The 16,125-nt window shown below is 71.1% G+C and carries 15 protein-coding genes and 1 pseudogene; 11 read left to right on the top strand and 5 right to left on the bottom strand.

Annotation, left to right across the window (positions count from 1 at the left end):
- Position 1 precedes the first annotated feature (1 nt).
- Together AAC944_RS04300 and AAC944_RS04295 are read left to right on the top strand one after the other, a co-directional pair.
- Positions 2–637: an ABC transporter ATP-binding protein gene (locus AAC944_RS04300; protein ID WP_030611924.1), complete on the top strand. Its 636-nt coding sequence runs from the start codon at positions 2–4 to the stop codon at positions 635–637.
- Entirely contained in the window at positions 634–1,479 is an 846-nt protein-coding gene (locus AAC944_RS04295) for a hypothetical protein (RefSeq protein ID WP_051871583.1), read from the top strand. The genes AAC944_RS04300 and AAC944_RS04295 overlap by 4 nt, the downstream gene beginning before the upstream one ends.
- On the opposite strand, the gene shc is transcribed toward AAC944_RS04295, so the two are convergent.
- From shc to AAC944_RS04280, 3 genes are all read right to left on the bottom strand, one after another.
- Complete coding sequence (gene shc, locus AAC944_RS04290) at positions 1,439–3,373, bottom strand: squalene--hopene cyclase (protein WP_030611932.1); 1,935 nt, start codon at positions 3,371–3,373, stop codon at positions 1,439–1,441. The two genes, AAC944_RS04295 and shc, sit on opposite strands and share 41 nt — an antisense overlap.
- Positions 3,374–3,568: 195 nt before the next feature.
- Positions 3,569–4,123, bottom strand: coding sequence for an EF-hand domain-containing protein (locus tag AAC944_RS04285; RefSeq protein WP_030611933.1), 555 nt, complete (start codon positions 4,121–4,123; stop codon positions 3,569–3,571).
- Between the two features lie 84 nt (positions 4,124–4,207).
- Positions 4,208–5,209, bottom strand: a complete 1,002-nt coding sequence (locus AAC944_RS04280; protein ID WP_030611936.1) for an aldo/keto reductase family protein — start codon at positions 5,207–5,209, stop codon at positions 4,208–4,210.
- A gap of 290 nt (positions 5,210–5,499) precedes the next feature.
- Here AAC944_RS04280 and AAC944_RS04275 point away from each other — a divergent pair, with 290 nt between their 5' ends.
- The 8 genes and pseudogenes from AAC944_RS04275 to AAC944_RS04240 all read left to right on the top strand — a co-directional run bounded on the left by AAC944_RS04275 (position 5,500) and on the right by AAC944_RS04240 (position 12,769).
- Entirely contained in the window at positions 5,500–6,801 is a 1,302-nt protein-coding gene (locus AAC944_RS04275) for an ATP-grasp domain-containing protein (RefSeq protein WP_030611939.1), read from the top strand.
- Between the two features lie 61 nt (positions 6,802–6,862).
- Positions 6,863–8,929, top strand: coding sequence for a CocE/NonD family hydrolase (locus AAC944_RS04270; RefSeq protein WP_030611942.1), 2,067 nt, complete (start codon positions 6,863–6,865; stop codon positions 8,927–8,929).
- Between the two features lie 42 nt (positions 8,930–8,971).
- Complete coding sequence (locus AAC944_RS04265; protein WP_037771738.1) at positions 8,972–9,172, top strand: hypothetical protein; 201 nt, start codon at positions 8,972–8,974, stop codon at positions 9,170–9,172.
- Positions 9,169–9,627, top strand: coding sequence for an MrpF/PhaF family protein (locus tag AAC944_RS04260; protein WP_030611945.1), 459 nt, complete (start codon positions 9,169–9,171; stop codon positions 9,625–9,627). Before AAC944_RS04265 ends, AAC944_RS04260 begins: the two co-directional genes overlap by 4 nt.
- The gene (locus AAC944_RS04255; protein ID WP_030611948.1) at positions 9,620–9,901 is read left to right on the top strand and encodes a Na(+)/H(+) antiporter subunit B; all 282 of its coding nucleotides are present in this window, start codon (positions 9,620–9,622) and stop codon (positions 9,899–9,901) included. The genes AAC944_RS04260 and AAC944_RS04255 overlap by 8 nt, the downstream gene beginning before the upstream one ends.
- The gene (locus tag AAC944_RS04250) at positions 9,898–10,638 is read left to right on the top strand and encodes an MnhB domain-containing protein (RefSeq protein ID WP_030611951.1); all 741 of its coding nucleotides are present in this window, start codon (positions 9,898–9,900) and stop codon (positions 10,636–10,638) included. The genes AAC944_RS04255 and AAC944_RS04250 overlap by 4 nt, the downstream gene beginning before the upstream one ends.
- Before the next feature lie 22 nt (positions 10,639–10,660).
- Complete coding sequence (locus AAC944_RS04245; protein WP_030611954.1) at positions 10,661–11,011, top strand: sodium:proton antiporter; 351 nt, start codon at positions 10,661–10,663, stop codon at positions 11,009–11,011.
- A pseudogene (locus AAC944_RS04240) lies at positions 11,008–12,769 on the top strand (complex I subunit 5 family protein). The gene AAC944_RS04245 and the pseudogene AAC944_RS04240 overlap by 4 nt, the downstream one beginning before the upstream one ends.
- 25 nt (positions 12,770–12,794) lie before the next feature.
- Here the strand turns inward: AAC944_RS04240 and AAC944_RS04235 are convergent.
- On the bottom strand, positions 12,795–13,751 hold the full coding sequence (locus AAC944_RS04235) for a cation diffusion facilitator family transporter (RefSeq protein ID WP_030611961.1): 957 nt from the start codon (positions 13,749–13,751) through the stop codon (positions 12,795–12,797).
- 139 nt (positions 13,752–13,890) lie between these two features.
- Here AAC944_RS04235 and AAC944_RS04230 point away from each other — a divergent pair, with 139 nt between their 5' ends.
- A complete protein-coding gene (locus AAC944_RS04230; protein WP_030611963.1) occupies positions 13,891–14,856 on the top strand; it encodes an LLM class F420-dependent oxidoreductase in 966 nt (321 codons plus the stop codon).
- 235 nt (positions 14,857–15,091) lie between these two features.
- Here the strand turns inward: AAC944_RS04230 and AAC944_RS04225 are convergent, their stop codons facing one another.
- Complete coding sequence (locus tag AAC944_RS04225; RefSeq protein WP_368396849.1) at positions 15,092–16,123, bottom strand: Lrp/AsnC family transcriptional regulator; 1,032 nt, start codon at positions 16,121–16,123, stop codon at positions 15,092–15,094.
- Between the last annotated feature and the right edge of the window lie 2 nt (positions 16,124–16,125).

Below are 16,125 nucleotides of genomic sequence, written 5' to 3'. Positions count from 1 at the left end.
CGTGCGGGCAGAGGACACACAACGGCCGTCACGGCTGCGGCTCAGCGGGGTGTGGAAGGCGTACGGCCGCAGGCACGTGCTGCGCGGCGCCGACCTCGACGTGCCGGCGGGGACGCTGACCGGAGTCGTCGGCGAGAACGGCGCGGGCAAGAGCACGCTGCTCCGGATCGCCGTGGGTCAGCTGACACCCGACCGCGGCACGGTCCTACGGACCGGTGCGGTGGGGTACTGCCCGCAACGCGCCGTGCTGAACGACTCGTTCACCGTCGGACAGCACCTGCGGCTCTTCCAGGTGGCCCACCGGCTGCCGACGCTGGACCGCGCCCGCGAGCTGATGGACCTCCTCGCGCTGACCGACTGCCGGCGACAGCGCACCGGCGAGCTGAGCGGCGGGACGCGGCAGAAGCTCAACCTGCTGCTCGCCCTGATGCACGACCCGCAGCTGCTGGTGCTGGACGAGCCCTACCAGGGCTTCGACTGGGACACCCACCAGCGCTTCTGGGCCCTGGCCGCCGGGCTGCGCGACCAGGGACGGTCGATCGTCGTGGTCTCGCACCTGCTGCACGACCTGCACCGCTTCGACGCGGTCGGCCATCTGCGCGACGGCCGTCTCGACCTCGAGGAGCTCGTCCGATGAGGCTGCACCGGGCGGCGTTCGCCGAGATGCTGCGCTGCACCCTGCTGGGCCACCTGCGCAACCGGATGGCCCTCCTCCTCGCCGTCGTGTTCATCCCCGGCTGGATCGCCGTGGCGCTCGTGTGCGCCTCGGAGCAGGTGATGGGCTTCTCGCTGGACTCCGCCGGCGGCACCGTCCTCGCCCGGGCGAGTCAGGTCAGCCAGGTGGCCAACGCCCTCGCCGCCGTCACACTCGTCACCGGATTCGTGACGTTCATGGAAACGTTCAAGGCCGGGGAGCTGGACCGCCGGCTGCTGCTCGCCGGGTACCCACGAGTCCCGATGCTGCTGGCGAAGGTCACCGCCGTGGCCCTCATCGCCGCACTCCTCGCCCTCTACACCATGGCGGTGCTGTGGCTCTCCCTGCCGGTACGCCAGCTGGGGCCGCTGGCCTTCGCGGTCCTCGGCGCGGGCCTCGCGTACGGCGGTATCGGTCTGCTGCTGGGTTCCTTGGTACGCGGTGAGCTGGAGGGCTTCTTCCTCGTCATCATGCTCAGCCTGGTCGACACCGGCCTGCAGAACCCGGTCCTCAACGTGGCCGACCTGCCCGTCCTGGCCGCCTTCCCGCTGTACGGCGCGAACCAGCTCGCGCTGGCCGCGGCCTTCACCTCCCTCGCCCCCTGGGGCCACGCACTGCTCTCGTTCGCCTGGTCCGCAGCGGCGGGCGCGCTGGCCCTGCTCGTCCTCCACGCCCGCACGCGCTCCCACTGCCGGGCGGGCACGGGCCCCGACACCGGGGCCGGCCCGGCCGACGGCCACCGGCTCAGGACTCTCGGTGCCGGACGTAGCGGCCCAGGGCCATGAGGGGGAAGACGAGCCGGTAGTTCTCGTAGTTCATGGCCACCGTCGGAGGCACGATGGCACCGGTGGCCTGCGACTCCTCCCAGGAGCCGGCAGCCGTCTGCCGCTCGGTCAGCCAGCGCACCCCGGACCGGACCGCAGCACCGTCGCCTTCCCCCGCGGCGAGCAGGGCGAGCAGCGCCCAGGCGGTCTGCGAGGGGGTGGAGGTACCGCGGCCGTGGTACGCCGGGTCGCTGTACGAGCGCCAGTCCTCGCCCCAGCCGCCGTCCTCGTTCTGTACGGACGTCAGCCACGTGACGGCGCGCCGGACGGCGGAGTGGCCGCGGGGGACCCCGGCGGCGACGAGGGCCGGGAGGACGCAGCCGGTGCCGTAGAGGTGGTTGACGCCCCAGCGGCCGTACCACGCACCGTTGTCCTCCTGGTGGTCGAGCAGCCAGCGGACGCCGCGCCGGGTGCGGGGATCGTCCCGCATCCCGAGGACGACCAGCATCTCCACCACGTGCGCGGTGACGTCGGCCGTGGGCGGGTCGACGCAGTGGTCGCCGATGTCGAAGAAGGGCAGCTTGCCGGGGAGGAAGCCGGTGACGCCGGGTTCGAAGCCCGCCCAGCCACCGTCCTTGCCCTGCAGGCCGAGGGTCCAGTGCGCCGCCCGGTGCACCGCACCGCCGACGCGGCCCCGGTCCGGGTGGGCGGCACGGCGCAGCGCGATGACCGCCTCGGCCGTGTCGTCCAGGTCGGGCCAGACCGTGTTGTGGAACTCGAAGGACCAGCCGCCGGGGGCGAGGCCGGGGTGCCGCACGGCCCAGTCACCGGGCCCGGTGGCCTGTTGGGCGAGCAGCCAGTCGGCGGCCTTGACCAGCGAGGGGTGGTCGGCCGGCAGACCGGCGTCGGTGAGGGCGGTGACGGACCAGCAGGTGTCCCACACGGGACTGCGGACGGTCTCCAGCTTCCGTACGCCGTCCTCGGGCCAGGCCGCGCTGTCCGCCACGAAATCCAGGGCGGCCTTGAGCGCCGGATGGTCCAGCGCGTAACCCTGAAGGTGCAGGGCGAGCACCGAGAAAGCGGTCATCGGCGTGACACCTCCCCAGCTGCCGTCCGTCTCCTGGCGTTCGAGGAGCCAGCGGGTGCACGCATGCGTCGCGGACCGGCGGACCGCACGGGGAGTGATCCGGCGGCCGACGCGCAGGGCGTCGTTGACGCGCCGGAAGACGCCTTCCCAGCCGTTGCCCGGCGCAGGAGGACGCCCGGAAGCGCCGGCCGGGGCGAGGAGTTCGTCGATGCCGAAGGACACCGGCCGCACGGGCCGGTGCGCACTGATGATGCTGAGGGCCACGAGTACCTGGCGGATCCAGGCGTTGAAGGAGTAGATGTTCAACGGCGCCCATTTGGGCAGGGCGATGATCTCGGGCGGCATCTCGGGCAGGTCGTCCCAGCTCCACAAGCCGAGCATGGCGAGCCACAGGCGAGGGGTCAGCTGGGCGGCCGCGACGCCGCCCTGCTCGCGCACCCATGCCGCGCAGCGCAGCATGTGGTCCTCGTCCGGCCGGTCCCCGGCCAGCCGGAGCGCCACGTACGCCTGGAGGGTGATCCCCAGGTCGCCCGGGCCGCCGGGGGCGATGGGCCAGGTGCCGTCCGCGCTCTGCCGGGAACGGATCCACCGGCCGGTCGCCGCGGTCACCTGGGCGTCCGTGCGGTCCAGGAAATGCCGGAGGAAGAGGTCCTGGGCGTCATAGCTCATGTCGCACTGCGCGAAGCCCAGCCACCACCCCTCCGTGTGCTGCCGGGCCAGCAGCTGCTCCGTGGCCCGCCGCACCGCTCGTCGGGCGGCCTCCTCGGTCTCCTCGGCTCCTTCGGAGGCGTCCTCCGCCCGTGAGGCGTCGTCGGCTGTCGTCGTCATGGCACTCCCGCACGTCTCTCTCACCCGTGACCGCATATGCCGCGAAGCTACCCATAAGCGACGGACCGGTGCAGCCGGACGCGCGCGGAGTCACACATCCGCCGCACGGAAAGCCACGCTGCGGGGTCAGCGCAGGAGCGTCTTGGTCATCATGTGCGCGGGCGGGCCCGCGGAGCCCCACGGGCCCGCCGTCCGTCAGACCGGGCCCAGCAGGGAGTTGCCCGGTGCGTCGGGGTCCTCGCTGAAGTAGTACTCGCGGACGGCCGCCAGGATCTCCTCCCGGGTGACGTAGCCGTCCTCGTTCCGGTCCAGCTTGCGGAACGCGGCCGTGCTGTGCTCCTCGGGGATGCCCATCAGGGCCTTGTACCAGCGCACGTGCTCGTCGAGGCCCAGCCTCCCGTCCTTGTCGGTGTCGGCGATGTCCATCGCTGCCTGGATGAACGGCTCGTACAGCGTGCGGAAGCCCTCGTCGTCGGCGATGACCTTCGTGTGGAAGGCGTTCTTGAACTCGCTTTCGGTGAGCCGCCCGTCGCGGTCCTTGTCGGCGGCTTCGGCGAGACTGTTCCACACGGCGCCGAGCCGCTCCTTGAGCGTACGTATTTCCGGGGAAGCGGGTGCGTGTCCGAACTCCTGCGCCATACGTTCCGCGGCGCGCACGAAGTCGGTCCTTTCGACGACCCCGTTGTCGTCCAGGTCGTAGGTCTCGAATCGACGGCTCAGCTTTTTGTCGAGGAATTCTGAACCCGGCACGGTTCCTCCTCACAATGGTGGAGCCCTGTTCATCCGGAACGTAGCAACCGCCGCAGGCCGGAAACAGGGCTGTTCCGGCCGCCGTCAGCCGTCGTTGGCGGGGTTGCCCGCGGTCAGCGCCGGGTCCTGGATCGCCACCGGGGCCAGGATCTCCTCCATGGCCTTGAGCAGCCCGGGCTCCAGCCGCACCCCGGCCGCCTGCACGTTCTCCGCGACCTGCTCGGGCCGGGAGGCGCCGATGATGGCGGCGGAGACGTTGCGGTTCTGCAGCACCCACGCCACGGCCAGCTGGGCGAGCGAGAGCCCCGCCTCCTCGGCGAGCGGCCGCAGCTGCTGGACGCGCTCCAGCACCTCGTCCCGCAGCCAGCGCGCGACGAAGGTGGCGCCGCCCTTCTCGTCGGTAGCCCGGGTCCCGGCCGGCAGCGGTGCGCCCGGCAGGTACTTGCCGGTCAGCACGCCCTGCGCGATCGGCGACCAGACGACCTGGCCGATGCCCAGCTCCTCGCTCGCCGGCACCACCTCCGGCTCGATCACCCGCCACAGCGCCGAGTACTGCGGCTGGTTGGAGATGAACGGGACCTTCAGCTCGCGGGCCAGGGCATGCCCGGCGCGCAGCTGGTCGGCGGTCCACTCCGACACACCGATGTAGTGCGCCTTGCCGGACCGGACCACGTCGGCGAAGGCCTCCATGGTCTCCTCCAGCGGCGTGGAGTGGTCGTACCGGTGCGCCTGGTACAGGTCGACGTAGTCGGTGCGCAGGCGGCGCAGCGACCCGTCGATGGACTCCATGATGTGCTTGCGGCCCAGGCCCCGGTCGTTCCGGCCGGTGCCGGTCGGGAAGTAGACCTTGGTGAAGATCTCCAGCCCCTCGCGCCGCTCGCCCTGGAGCGCGGTGCCCAGCACCGACTCGGCCCGCGTCTCGGCGTAGACGTCGGCGGTGTCGAAGGTGGTGATGCCCGCGTCCAGTGCGGCACGGATGCACGCGGTGGCCGCGTCCTGCTCCACCTGCGAGCCGTGCGTGAGCCAGTTCCCGTACGCGATCTCGCTGATGGTCAGGCCACTACGGCCCAGGCGGCGGTATTCCACGGTGTCAGCTCTCCCTCTCTCGGACTTCTGCCCTGCGGAACCATCCTGCCCCGCTACGCCATTCCCACCCGGCGCGCCACAGTGACCGAATCACGCCACGACGGCCGGAACGCACCACACGAGTTTGCCGCGCCGCTGCATGACTCCGGCGTGATGGGTACTCGGCGGTCCGATCCCGGAGCAGGCGCGTGGCGCGCCGGTCTTCACGCGTGTCTGTCATGACGCGGACCGCGTGCGCACGGTAGAAGGACGGGTAGCCGGGGCCCCGCAGCCGATATGAAGGAGGTCCCTTGAGTAGGAAGAATATCTTTGTCGTCGGTCTGGACGAGGGAAACCTGGCGGAACTGCGCGCCATTCCCGACGCCGCGGAATACGCTTTCCACGGACTGCTCACCCCCGAAGAACTGCAGGAGGGGGAGGTGTCCGTGCCGGAGCTGCTGGAAAAGGCGTACGGAATCCTGGACGCCTTCGAGGGCAGCATCGACGCCATCGTGACCTACTGGGACTTCCCCGCCAGCACCCTCGTGCCGATTCTCGGCGAGCGGTACGGCACCCGGCACACCAGCCTGGAATCCATCGTCAAGTGCGAGCACAAGTACTGGAGCCGGCTGGAACAGCAGAAGGTCATCGACGAACACCCCCGCTTCGGCCAGGTGGACCTCACCGCCGAGCGTCCCGAGCCGCCGGAGGGCGTACGGTTCCCGATGTGGCTCAAGCCCGCCCTGTCCTACTCCTCCGAGCTCGCCTACGGCGTCAAGGACGAGCAGGAATTCCAGGAGGCGGTGGAGAAGATCCGGCAGGGCATCAGCCGGGTCGGGCGGCCCTTCGAATACATTCTGGACCAGCTCGACCTGCCGCCGGAAATGGCCGGCGTAGGCGGTCAGGTCTGCCTGGCCGAAGAGGCCATTGCCGGAATCCAGGTCGCCGTGGAGGGCTACGTCCTCGACGGCGAGGTCACCGTCTACGGAACGCTGGACTCCGTCAATTACCCCGACAGCTCCAGCTTCCTCCGCCACCAGTACCCCTCCACACTGCCGCCGGACGTCGTACAGCGGCTGCGGACCGCCAGTGAACGGGTCATGCGCCAGATCGGCATGGAAACCGCGACCTTCAGCATCGAATTCTTCTACGACCCGCACACCGATCAGATCAACCTGCTGGAGATCAACCCCCGGCACTCGCAGTCGCACGCCCAGATCTTCCACTACGTCGACGGCACACCGAACCACCACATCATGGTCGCCCTGGCCCTCGGCAAGGACCCACGGCTGACGCAGGACGCGGGCCGGTACGAGATGGGCGCCAAGTGGTACTACCGCTGGTTCACCGACGCGGTGGTCAAGAACGTGCCCACCCCCGAGGACATCGAGCGCATCGAGCAGGAGATCCCCGGCGTCCGCATCGAGATGGTGCCGGAACCGGGCAAGCGCCTCTCCGACAGCCCGCAGCAGGACAGCTACAGCTGCGAACTGGCACACATCTTCACCGGCGCCGACAGCGTGGACGAGATGACGGAGAAGTACAACCGAGCCGTGGCGGCCCTGAACCACCACTTCGAGGGCACCCCGCCGCCGGAGGCCACCGGCCGCTGACCGCCGTCCCCGCCGGCGAGGCGAGCAACCACGGCACCCAGGAAAGGAGCACGGCAGCCGCATGCAGTACGTGAGCGACCTGCCCCACGCGACCAAGCAAGAACACCACGTCGCGATCCCGATGCCCGACGGCACCCGGCTCTCCGCGCACATCTGGCGTCCCGTCACCTCCGACGGGGAGCCGGTGCCGGCGATCGTGGAGTACATCCCGTACCGCAAGCGGGACCTGACCTCCGTACGCGACTCCATCCACCACCCCTACCTCGCCGGCCACGGCTACGCCTGCGTCCGCGTCGACCTGCGCGGCACCGGCGACTCCGAAGGCGTCCTGCTGGACGAGTACCTGGAACAGGAACAGGCCGACGCCGAAGAAGTGCTCGCCTGGATCGCCGACCAGCCCTGGTGCGACGGCAACACCGGCATGATGGGCATCTCCTGGGGCGCCTTCGCCGCGCTCCAGGTCGCCGCCCGGCAGCCCGCGAGCCTGCGCGCCATCGTCATCGCGTCCTTCACCGACGACCGGTACAGCGACGACATGCACTACATGGGCGGCACCCTGCTCTCGGACAACCTCGGCGAGGCCGGCACCATGTTCGCCTACGCCACCTGCCCGCCCGACCCCGCGGTCGTCGGCGACCGCTGGCGCGACATGTGGCACGAACGCATGGAAGCCACCCGCCCCTGGGCCCTGGAATGGCTGCGCCACCAGCGCCGCGACGACTACTGGAAGCACGCCTCCGTCTGCGAGGACTACGACTCCGTCAAGGTGCCCGTACTGGCCTCCAGCGGCTGGGCCGACGGCTACTCCAACGCCGTCTGCCGCCTGCTCAGCAACCTCGACGTACCGCGCAGGGGACTCATCGGCCCCTGGTCGCACAAGTTCCCCCACCTCGGCGAACCCGGCCCCGCCATCGGCTACCTCCAGGAAGTCGTGCGCTGGTGGGACCACTGGCTCAAGGGCGCCGACAACGGAGCCATGGACGGCCCCATGCTCCGCACCTGGATGCAGGACAGCATGCCGCCCTCCACCTCCTACGAGGAACGCCCCGGCCGCTGGGTCGGCGAACCCGTCTGGCCCTCCCCGCGCATCGAGCGCCGCGTGCACCCCCTCACCCGGCACCGCATCGGCCCGCCCGACGAGACGGTCAGGGAGGACCAGCCCCGGGACGAGGAACGCGACGACGCCGTGCGCGGCGACGCCCTCACCGTCGAGTCCCCCCTCTCCGTCGGCCAGTTCGCCGGCAAGTGGGCCTCCTACAACGCACCCCCGGACCTGCCGTACGACCAGCGCGAAGAGGACGGCGGCTCGCTCGTCTTCGACAGCCCCCCGCTCACCGAACCGCTGGAGATCCTCGGCACCGCCACCGTCGAACTGGAGGTCTCCGTCTCCGAACCGGTCGCCATGGTCGCCGCCCGGCTCTCCGACGTGGCCCCCGACGGCAGCGCCACCCGCGTCACCTACGGCCTGCTGAACTTCACCCGGCGGGACGGCACCGGCGTACCCGAACCCCTCGAACCCGGCCGCCGCTACCGCGCCACCGTCCAGCTCAACTGCACGGCACAGGCGTTCCCCGCCGGCCACCGGCTCCGCCTCTCCCTGTCCACCTCCTACTGGCCGCTGGCCTGGCCGCCGCCCCGCCCCGTCCGGCTCACCGTCTACGAAGGCACCAGCGCCCTCGCCCTGCCGGTACGCCCCAACGACGTACCCGACGACGTGCCCGACCCCGCCTTCGGCGAGCCCGAAGGCACCGAGCCGCTCCCCACCACCCAGCTGCTCCCCGTCGAACAGCGCTGGGACGTCAAACGCGACCTGGTCAACTACCACAACGCCCTGGAGATCGTGAAGGACGCCGGCCTCGTACGCTACGAGGAGGCCGACATCGACGTCGGCCGCCGCGCGTACGAGCGGTACACCTCCGTCGCCGACGACTTCACCTCCGTACGCGGCGAGACGACCTGGACCATGCGCTTCCGGCGCGGTGACTGGGACGTACGCGTCGTCACCCACCAGGCCCTCTGGTCCAGCGAGGACTGCTTCTGCATCGACGCCACCCTCGACGGCTACGAAGGCGACCGCCGGGTCTTCTCCCGCACCTGGAACGAGACAGTCCCGCGCGACCACCTGTGACCCGGGGTACCCGGCCCACGCGTCGGCGGAGAAGAGGCGGACATGCGGAGTCCTGACGGCGGCACGGCACACGGCCGGGCCCGGAACGTGGCCGAGACAGCGGTGTGGTGGGCCGCCCTCTTCGCCCTCTGGACGGTCCTCATCACCACCGTCGACCCCCTGGAGACCCTGGTCGGGGCCGCCGTCTCCCTCGTGGGCGCGGTCGCCGCCGGGGCCGCCCGGCGGGCGGTGACCGACCGGTGAACGGCTGGCTCGCGGCCGCCGCCGCACTCATGACGCTCGGCCTCGCCCCCGTCCTGTGGTGCGTCGCCACCGGACCACTGCGCCGCCGCGTCGCCGCGCAGAACACCGGCACCCTCCTCGTCTGCCTCGTCCTCCTGCTGCTCGCCCGCGGCTACGACCGGCCCCCCTACACCGACCTGGCCCTGGTCGTCGCCCTCCTCGGCCCCGTCGGCACCCTCGTCTACGCCCGGCTCCTCGGCCCCGAAATGGGCGACGACCCACCACAGAGCCCCCTCACCGCAGCCTTCGCGCTCACCGCCACCGCCGCCGTCCTACTGCCCCTCTGCGTCGCCGAAGGCCCCGGCCGCTCCCTGGCCAAACTCCTCGTCATCGGCGCCCTCCTGGCCGGCGGCAACATCATCTCCGCCAAAGCCCTGGCCGGCGCCCGCCCGAAGGAGCCGGACGACCATGGCTGACCTGCTCATCGCCCTCGCACTGCTGCTCGTCGCCGCGGCCGCCACCGCAGCCGTCGCGGTCCGCGAACCCGCCCGCCAGGCACTCGCCCTCTCCCTCCTCGGCCTCACCCTCACCCTCCTCTTCACCGTCCTCCAGGCCCCCGACGTCGCCCTCTCCCAGCTCGCCGTCGGCTCCGCCCTCACCCCCCTGCTCATCCTGCTGTCCGTACGCAAGGCCCGCCGCCGCTCCCTGGACCAGGTACGCGCCGAACAGGAAGCGGAGGACGGCCGATGAGCCGACGACTGCGCATGTGGGTACTCCTCCTCGGACTCACCGGCGTCGCCGCGACCCTGGTCACCGCCGCCCTGCGACTGCCCGCCTTCGGCACCGCCACCCACCCCTACGGCGACCGCGCCGTCCGCGAAGCCCTCGCCCACCGCACCGCCAACGCCGTCGCCGCCGTCAACTTCGACCAGCGCGCCTTCGACACCCTCGGCGAGGAATCCATCCTCTTCGCCGCCGTCCTCGGCACCGTCGTCCTGCTCCGCCAGGCCCGCGACGAACGCCAGGTCACCCCGGCGCCCGCCCGCGTCTCCGCACCCGTACGCCGCTACGCGCTCGTCCTGCTCCCCGTCACCCTCGTCACCGGCCTCTACATCGTCGCCCACGGCCAGCTCACCCCCGGCGGCGGCTTCCAGGGCGGCGTCGTCGCGGCCACCGCCCTCCACCTGCTCTACATCGCCGTGGACTACCGCGCACTCGAACGCATCCGCCCCATCGGCCTCTTCGAAGTGGGCGACGCGGCAGGCGAGGCCGCCTACCTCGTCACCGGCGCCGCCGCACTGCTCGCCGGCTCCGCCTACCTCGCCAACGTCCTGCCCCACGGCACCTTCAACACCCTCGCGTCCGGCGGCACCGTCCCCCTGCTCAACGCCGCCATCGGCATGGAAGTCGCCTGCGCCGTCGTCGTACTGCTCGCCCGCTTCCTGGACCAGGCCGTCGAGATCGAGGAGGAGGGAGAAGAACAATGACCGCGGACAGGAGGCACGCACCATGATGGACGTACTGCCCTACCTCGTCGCCGCCTGGATCTTCCTCGTCGGCTGCCACGGCCTCGCCACCAGCCGCAACCTCATCCACGCCGTCGGCTGCCTCGCCGTCTGCCAGGCCGCCACCTACGTCCTGCTGCTCGCCGTCGGCTACCGCGACGACGCCACCGCTCCGGTCCTCGCCGACATCACCCCCGGCTCCCGCCCCGTCGTCGACCCCGTCGTCCAGGCCCTCGCCCTCACCGACGTCGTCGTCGGCGCCACCGTCACCGCCCTCCTCCTCGCCCTCGTCATCCAGGTCGCCAAACGCCACCACACCCTCGACCCGGACGAACTCTCGGAGCTGCGCGGATGACCCACCTGCTGCCCCTCGTCATCGCCACACCCCTGCTGGGCGCAGCCCTCCTCGTCGCCGCCGGCCGCTTCGTACCGCGCATCGTCGCCGAAGCCGCCGGCAGCGCCGTCGCCGCCACCACCGCGGCCCTCGCCCTGTACCTGCTGCTCACCGCACCCTCACCCGTCGTCGAATGGCTCGGCGGCTGGACCCCGCACCACGGACACAGCGTCGGCATCGTCCTCCACGCCGACCACCTCGCCCTCGGCACGGCGGCCCTGGTCTCCCTCCTCGTCCTCGCCGTCCTCATCTACTCCTGGCGCTACTTCGACGAACCACCCCGCAAACACGCGGGCTCCTTCCCCGCCCTCGTCCTCCTCTTCCAGGCCGGCATGTGCGGCTTCGTCCTCACCGGCGACCTCTTCAACGCCTTCGTCTTCTTCGAACTCATGGGCGTCGTCGCCTACGCCCTCACCGGCTACCGCGTCGAGGCCGCCAAAGCCGTCCAGGGCGGCCTCACCTTCGGCGTCGTCAACTCCCTCGGCGCCTACGCCATGCTCATGGGCATCGCCCTGCTCTACTCCCGCACCGGCGAACTCGCCATGCGCCACATCGGCGCCGCACTCGACGCCCGCGGCGCCCCCCGACGCACTCGTCCTCGGCTCCTTCGTCCTCCTCCTCACCGGACTACTGGTCAAGGCCGCCGCCGTCCCCTTCCACTTCTGGCTCCCCGACGCACACGCCGTCGCCCCCACCCCCGTCTGCATGCTGCTCTCCGGCGTCATGGTCGAACTCGGCGTCTACGGCACCGCACGCGTCTACTGGACCGTCTTCGCCGGCCCCGGCGGCATCCCGCCCGAAGCCGTCACCCGCACCCTCCTCACCTTCGGCGTGCTCTCCGCCGCCGTCGGCGCCGTCATGTGCTGGTACCAGCGCCACATCAAACGGCTCCTGGCCTTCTCCACCGTCGCGCACACCGGCCTCTTCCTCATCGGCCTCGGCCTCCTGACACCCGAAGCCACCAGCGGCATCACCCTCTACGTCATCGGCCACGCCGGCGTGAAGGCCGCACTCTTCGCCTGCGCCGGCATCCTCCTCGACCGCTACGGCTCCATCGACGAGTACGCCCTGCACGGCCGCGCCCGCGAACTCCGCCTCACCGCCGGTTACTTCACCGCCGCCGCACTCGCCCTCGCCGGACTGCCGCCCTTCGGCACCGGACTGGGCAAAGCCGTCACCGAGGAAACCGCCGGCCCCTGGTTCACCGCCCTGTTCGTCCTCGTCTCCGCCGTCACCGGGGGAGCGGTACTCCGCATCGCCGCCCGCGTCTTCGGCGGCCTCGGGACACCACCCGCCGACGGCGCGGAACGCGAGACCAGCGGCGAGCGGGAACAGCCGGAGACCGAACAGCAGCTGACCCGCGTACCCGCCACCATGCTCGCCGTGCCCGGTGTACTGCTCGCCGGGGCCCTTCTCGCCGGCGTGACACCCGCCCTGCACGCCGCGGTGGCCCTCGCCGCCGACGAAGCGGCGCCCGGCGTCACCGTGGCCGTCATGCCACCCCACTGGTCAGCCGCCGGGCTGCTCCTCGGCCTGCTCTCCGCCGCCGTCGCCACGGGCCTCGCCGTACTCGCCGTACGCCACCCCCAGCACACCCGCAGCCGCCACTGGCTGAATCCGCTCCGGCTGCTGCACTCCGGCCACATCGGCGACTACGTCGCCTGGACCATGGCCGGCACCGCACTGCTGGCCGCACTCACCCTGACCGGCCTGCTCTGAGGTACCCCTCGGTCTTCCCGGAAGCTCAGCCGCGGCCCGCTCCCGAGACGTCACCCGCCACCGACGCGCCCGCCGCACCGGCCGGCGCCTCCGTGATGTCCAGGAAGACATGATCGGCCTGTGGCCAGGTGCGCTCGACCTCCCGCTTGATCCGTACACACACCAGCTCGACCCGCTCGCTGTCCAGCCCCGGCGCCAGGTCGATACGGGCCGCCAGCAGCCAGGATTCCTCCCCGAGCCGCATGGTCAGCAGCTCCGCCACGTTGTCCACCTCCGGCTGCCCGATCAGCAGCCCCCGGATGTTCTCCCGCAGCCCCGCGTCGACCGACTGGCCGATCAGATTGTCCCGGGCCTCCCTGCCGAGCCGGTACGCCACGTACACCAGCAGCAGCCCGATCGCGAACGACGCCGACGCCTCCCACACCGCCTCACCGGTGACCAGGTGGAGCACCATCCCGGCCGCCGCCAGCAGCACCCCCAGCACCGCCGCACCGTCCTCCGCGAGGACCGTCCGCAGCGCCGGATCACTGCTCCCGGCCTTCTGGACGCGCAGCTGGTACACCGCCCGGACCAGCGAACTGCCCTCGGCGACGAACGCCACGCCCAGGACGATCAGACCGGCCGTGTAGCCGCTCGGCGACTCGTGCGAGCCTTCCCGCAGCGCGCTGACCCCCTGGAAGAAGGAGAAGCAGCCACCCATCACGAAAATGCCGACCGCGGCCAGCAGCGCCCAGAAATAGCGCTCCATGCCGTATCCGAAGGGGTGACGGCGGTCGGCGGGACGGCGGCTGCGGCGCAGCGCGGCGAGCAGGAACAGCTCGTTGAGACTGTCGGCCACGGAATGCGCCGCCTCCGACAGCAGTGCGGGCGAGGCGGACAGCAGACCGCCGACGGCCTTTGCGAGCGCGATGAGGAGATTCGCCGCGAGTGCCACGACAACGGTCACTCGGGTACGGCCGTCGGAATCCTTTCGCTTCACCATGAATCACCGCCGCCATTCGGGGGACGCGAGGGTTGCGATCGATCGGTAATACGCATCAACGGAGCGTGTACCCGGTTCGATGAATGAGAACCGCGGAGGCATTTCCGCAACCGGACCGAAGGCGAAAAGGTGAGTGACGATGGTGGACATCGGTTATACGATGATGACCGAGCAGGCGGGCCCGCGCGAACTTGTCGACCATGTGGTCATGGCCGAACGCGCCGGTTTTGATTTCTCGGTCACCTCGGACCATTACTTCCCCTGGCTGGAATCCCAGGGCCACGCCCCGTACGCCTGGAGCGTCCTGGGCGCCGCGGCGCAGGCCACCTCCCGCATTCCCCTGATGACGTACGTGACCTGCCCCACGACCCGGTACCACCCCGCGATCGTCGCCCAGAAGGCCGCGACGATGCAGCTGCTCGCGGAGGGCCGGTTCCGGCTCGGCCTCGGCTCGGGCGAGAGCCTCAACGAGCACGTCGTCGGGCAGGGCTGGCCCACGGCTCCGGTCCGGCTGGAGAAGCTGGAGGAGGCCATCGAGATCATCCGGGCGCTGTTCTCGGGTGACGAGGTGACCTACCACGGCGAGTACTTCGACGTGGACCAGGCGATGCTGTGGGACCTGCCCGACGAGCCGCCGCAGATCGGCGTCGCGGTGTCCGGCGGCCGGTCCTGCGCGATCGCGGGCCGCCTCGGCGACCTGGTCATCGCCACGGAGCCGAAGCGCGAACTGCTGGAGAAGTTCGACAAGCACGGCGGCGCCGGCAAGCCGCGCGTCGGTCAGATCCCCGTCTCGTACGACACCGACCGGGACGCGGCGATCGCCCGGGCGCACGACCAGTTCCGCTGGATGGTCGGCGGCTGGCCCGTCAACAGCGAGCTGCCAGGACCGTCCGGCTTCAGCGGCGCCACGCAGTACGTACGCAAGGAGGACATCGCCGAGGCGTTCCCCTGCGGCGACGACGTCGAGACGTACGTGAAGGCGGTCAAGGCCTACGCGGACGCCGGCTTCACCGAGGTCGCCCTCGTCCAGATCGGCGGGGACCAGCAGGAACCGTTCATCGACTGGGCCCAGAAGAACCTGCTCGACGAACTGCGGGCGCTGTAGACGAACTCCGGGCGGTGCGGGGGTGTTCCGGGCGGTGCGGGGGGTGGGACGCGGGCGGGGGGCGTCGGGGCGGGGCGGGGCGCGGGGGTGGGCCCCGCAGTACCGTTTCCGCCCCCTCTTCCCCCATGGGGGTGCACGAGGTCCCCTTCTCAACACAGTAGCCGGGGGCACTGACACCGGCCCCGCCCCCCGGCGTCCCGCCAGGCACCCCCCCCGCCCAGGCACCCCCTGCCCCTCACCCCCGGCCACGTGACGGCTCGACGAGGCGATCGCCGGACAGCAGTGTGCCGGCCTGCTTGACGTGCTGCAGCACAGGTGAGATCTCCATACTCTGCAGGCCGGCCAAGGAACCGATGCGATCGGACGTGAACTCGAACAGCTCATCGAGGTCCCGGCAGTGCGCGACCGCGTGGACGTTGCAGGGGCCCGAGATCGCCGCGGCAAAGGCGATCTCGGGCTCCTGCGCAAGTGTGCGCCCGACGGACTTCACCGCCGACGGGTGCACGCGCAGCCACAGGTTGGCCCGAGCGCGATACCCCAGGGCGACTGCGGCGATCTCGACATCGATGTGGACGACGCGGCGCCGGAGCAAGGCGCTGAGGCGACGTGACACGCGCCCCGGAGTGGAATCCGCCGCTGCGGCGAGGTCGACGAGACTGGCGCGACCGTCCGCGGCGAGCGCGCCGAGGATCTTCTCGTCCTCAGTGGTGAGGTGTACGGGATCGCGAGCGACCACGGGGGATTCGGTGAAAGGCGGACCGTCGCTCCCGAGCGTGGCCTCCTCCTCCGGGGACAGCACGCCTTGCAGGGCGGTCCAGTAGTGTCCGCGCCCTCCCACGAACTGACGGAGTTCAGCGTAGGCGTTGATGTCGAGCACCGCCGCGGTACGCGGAAGCCGTTGACCGAGCAGGTTCTCGCGCTGTTCCCGGGTCCGTGACTGGATCGCGCAGGTGACTTCGCAGCCCGCAGCGCCCAGGGCGACCCAGTTGACATCGTCGCGCTTGGCGAGCGCGTCGGCGATCGCTGCGACGCTGCCGGGACGGCAGCGGAGCCGCACCAGCCACCTGCTCTGTCCCAGCGCCCCCGGGTCGACCATACCGGCGACGCGGATGACGCCCTCGGCGCGCAGCCGCCGGTACCGGCGGTTCACGGCGCTTTCCGTGAGACCGAGCGCGACCGCCATCGAGGCGAAGGAAGCCCGCGGAGCGATCTGCAGTGCGCGAATGATTCGCACATCGTCCGGCTGCACGGCGAGGGATTCAGACATGG

Source organism: Streptomyces sclerotialus, assembly GCF_040907265.1.
Classification (GTDB): Bacteria; Actinomycetota; Actinomycetes; order Streptomycetales; family Streptomycetaceae; genus Streptomyces; species Streptomyces sclerotialus.
The sequence above is the reverse complement of the archived record's forward strand: the minus strand, read 5'-3'. Positions and strand labels throughout refer to the sequence as shown.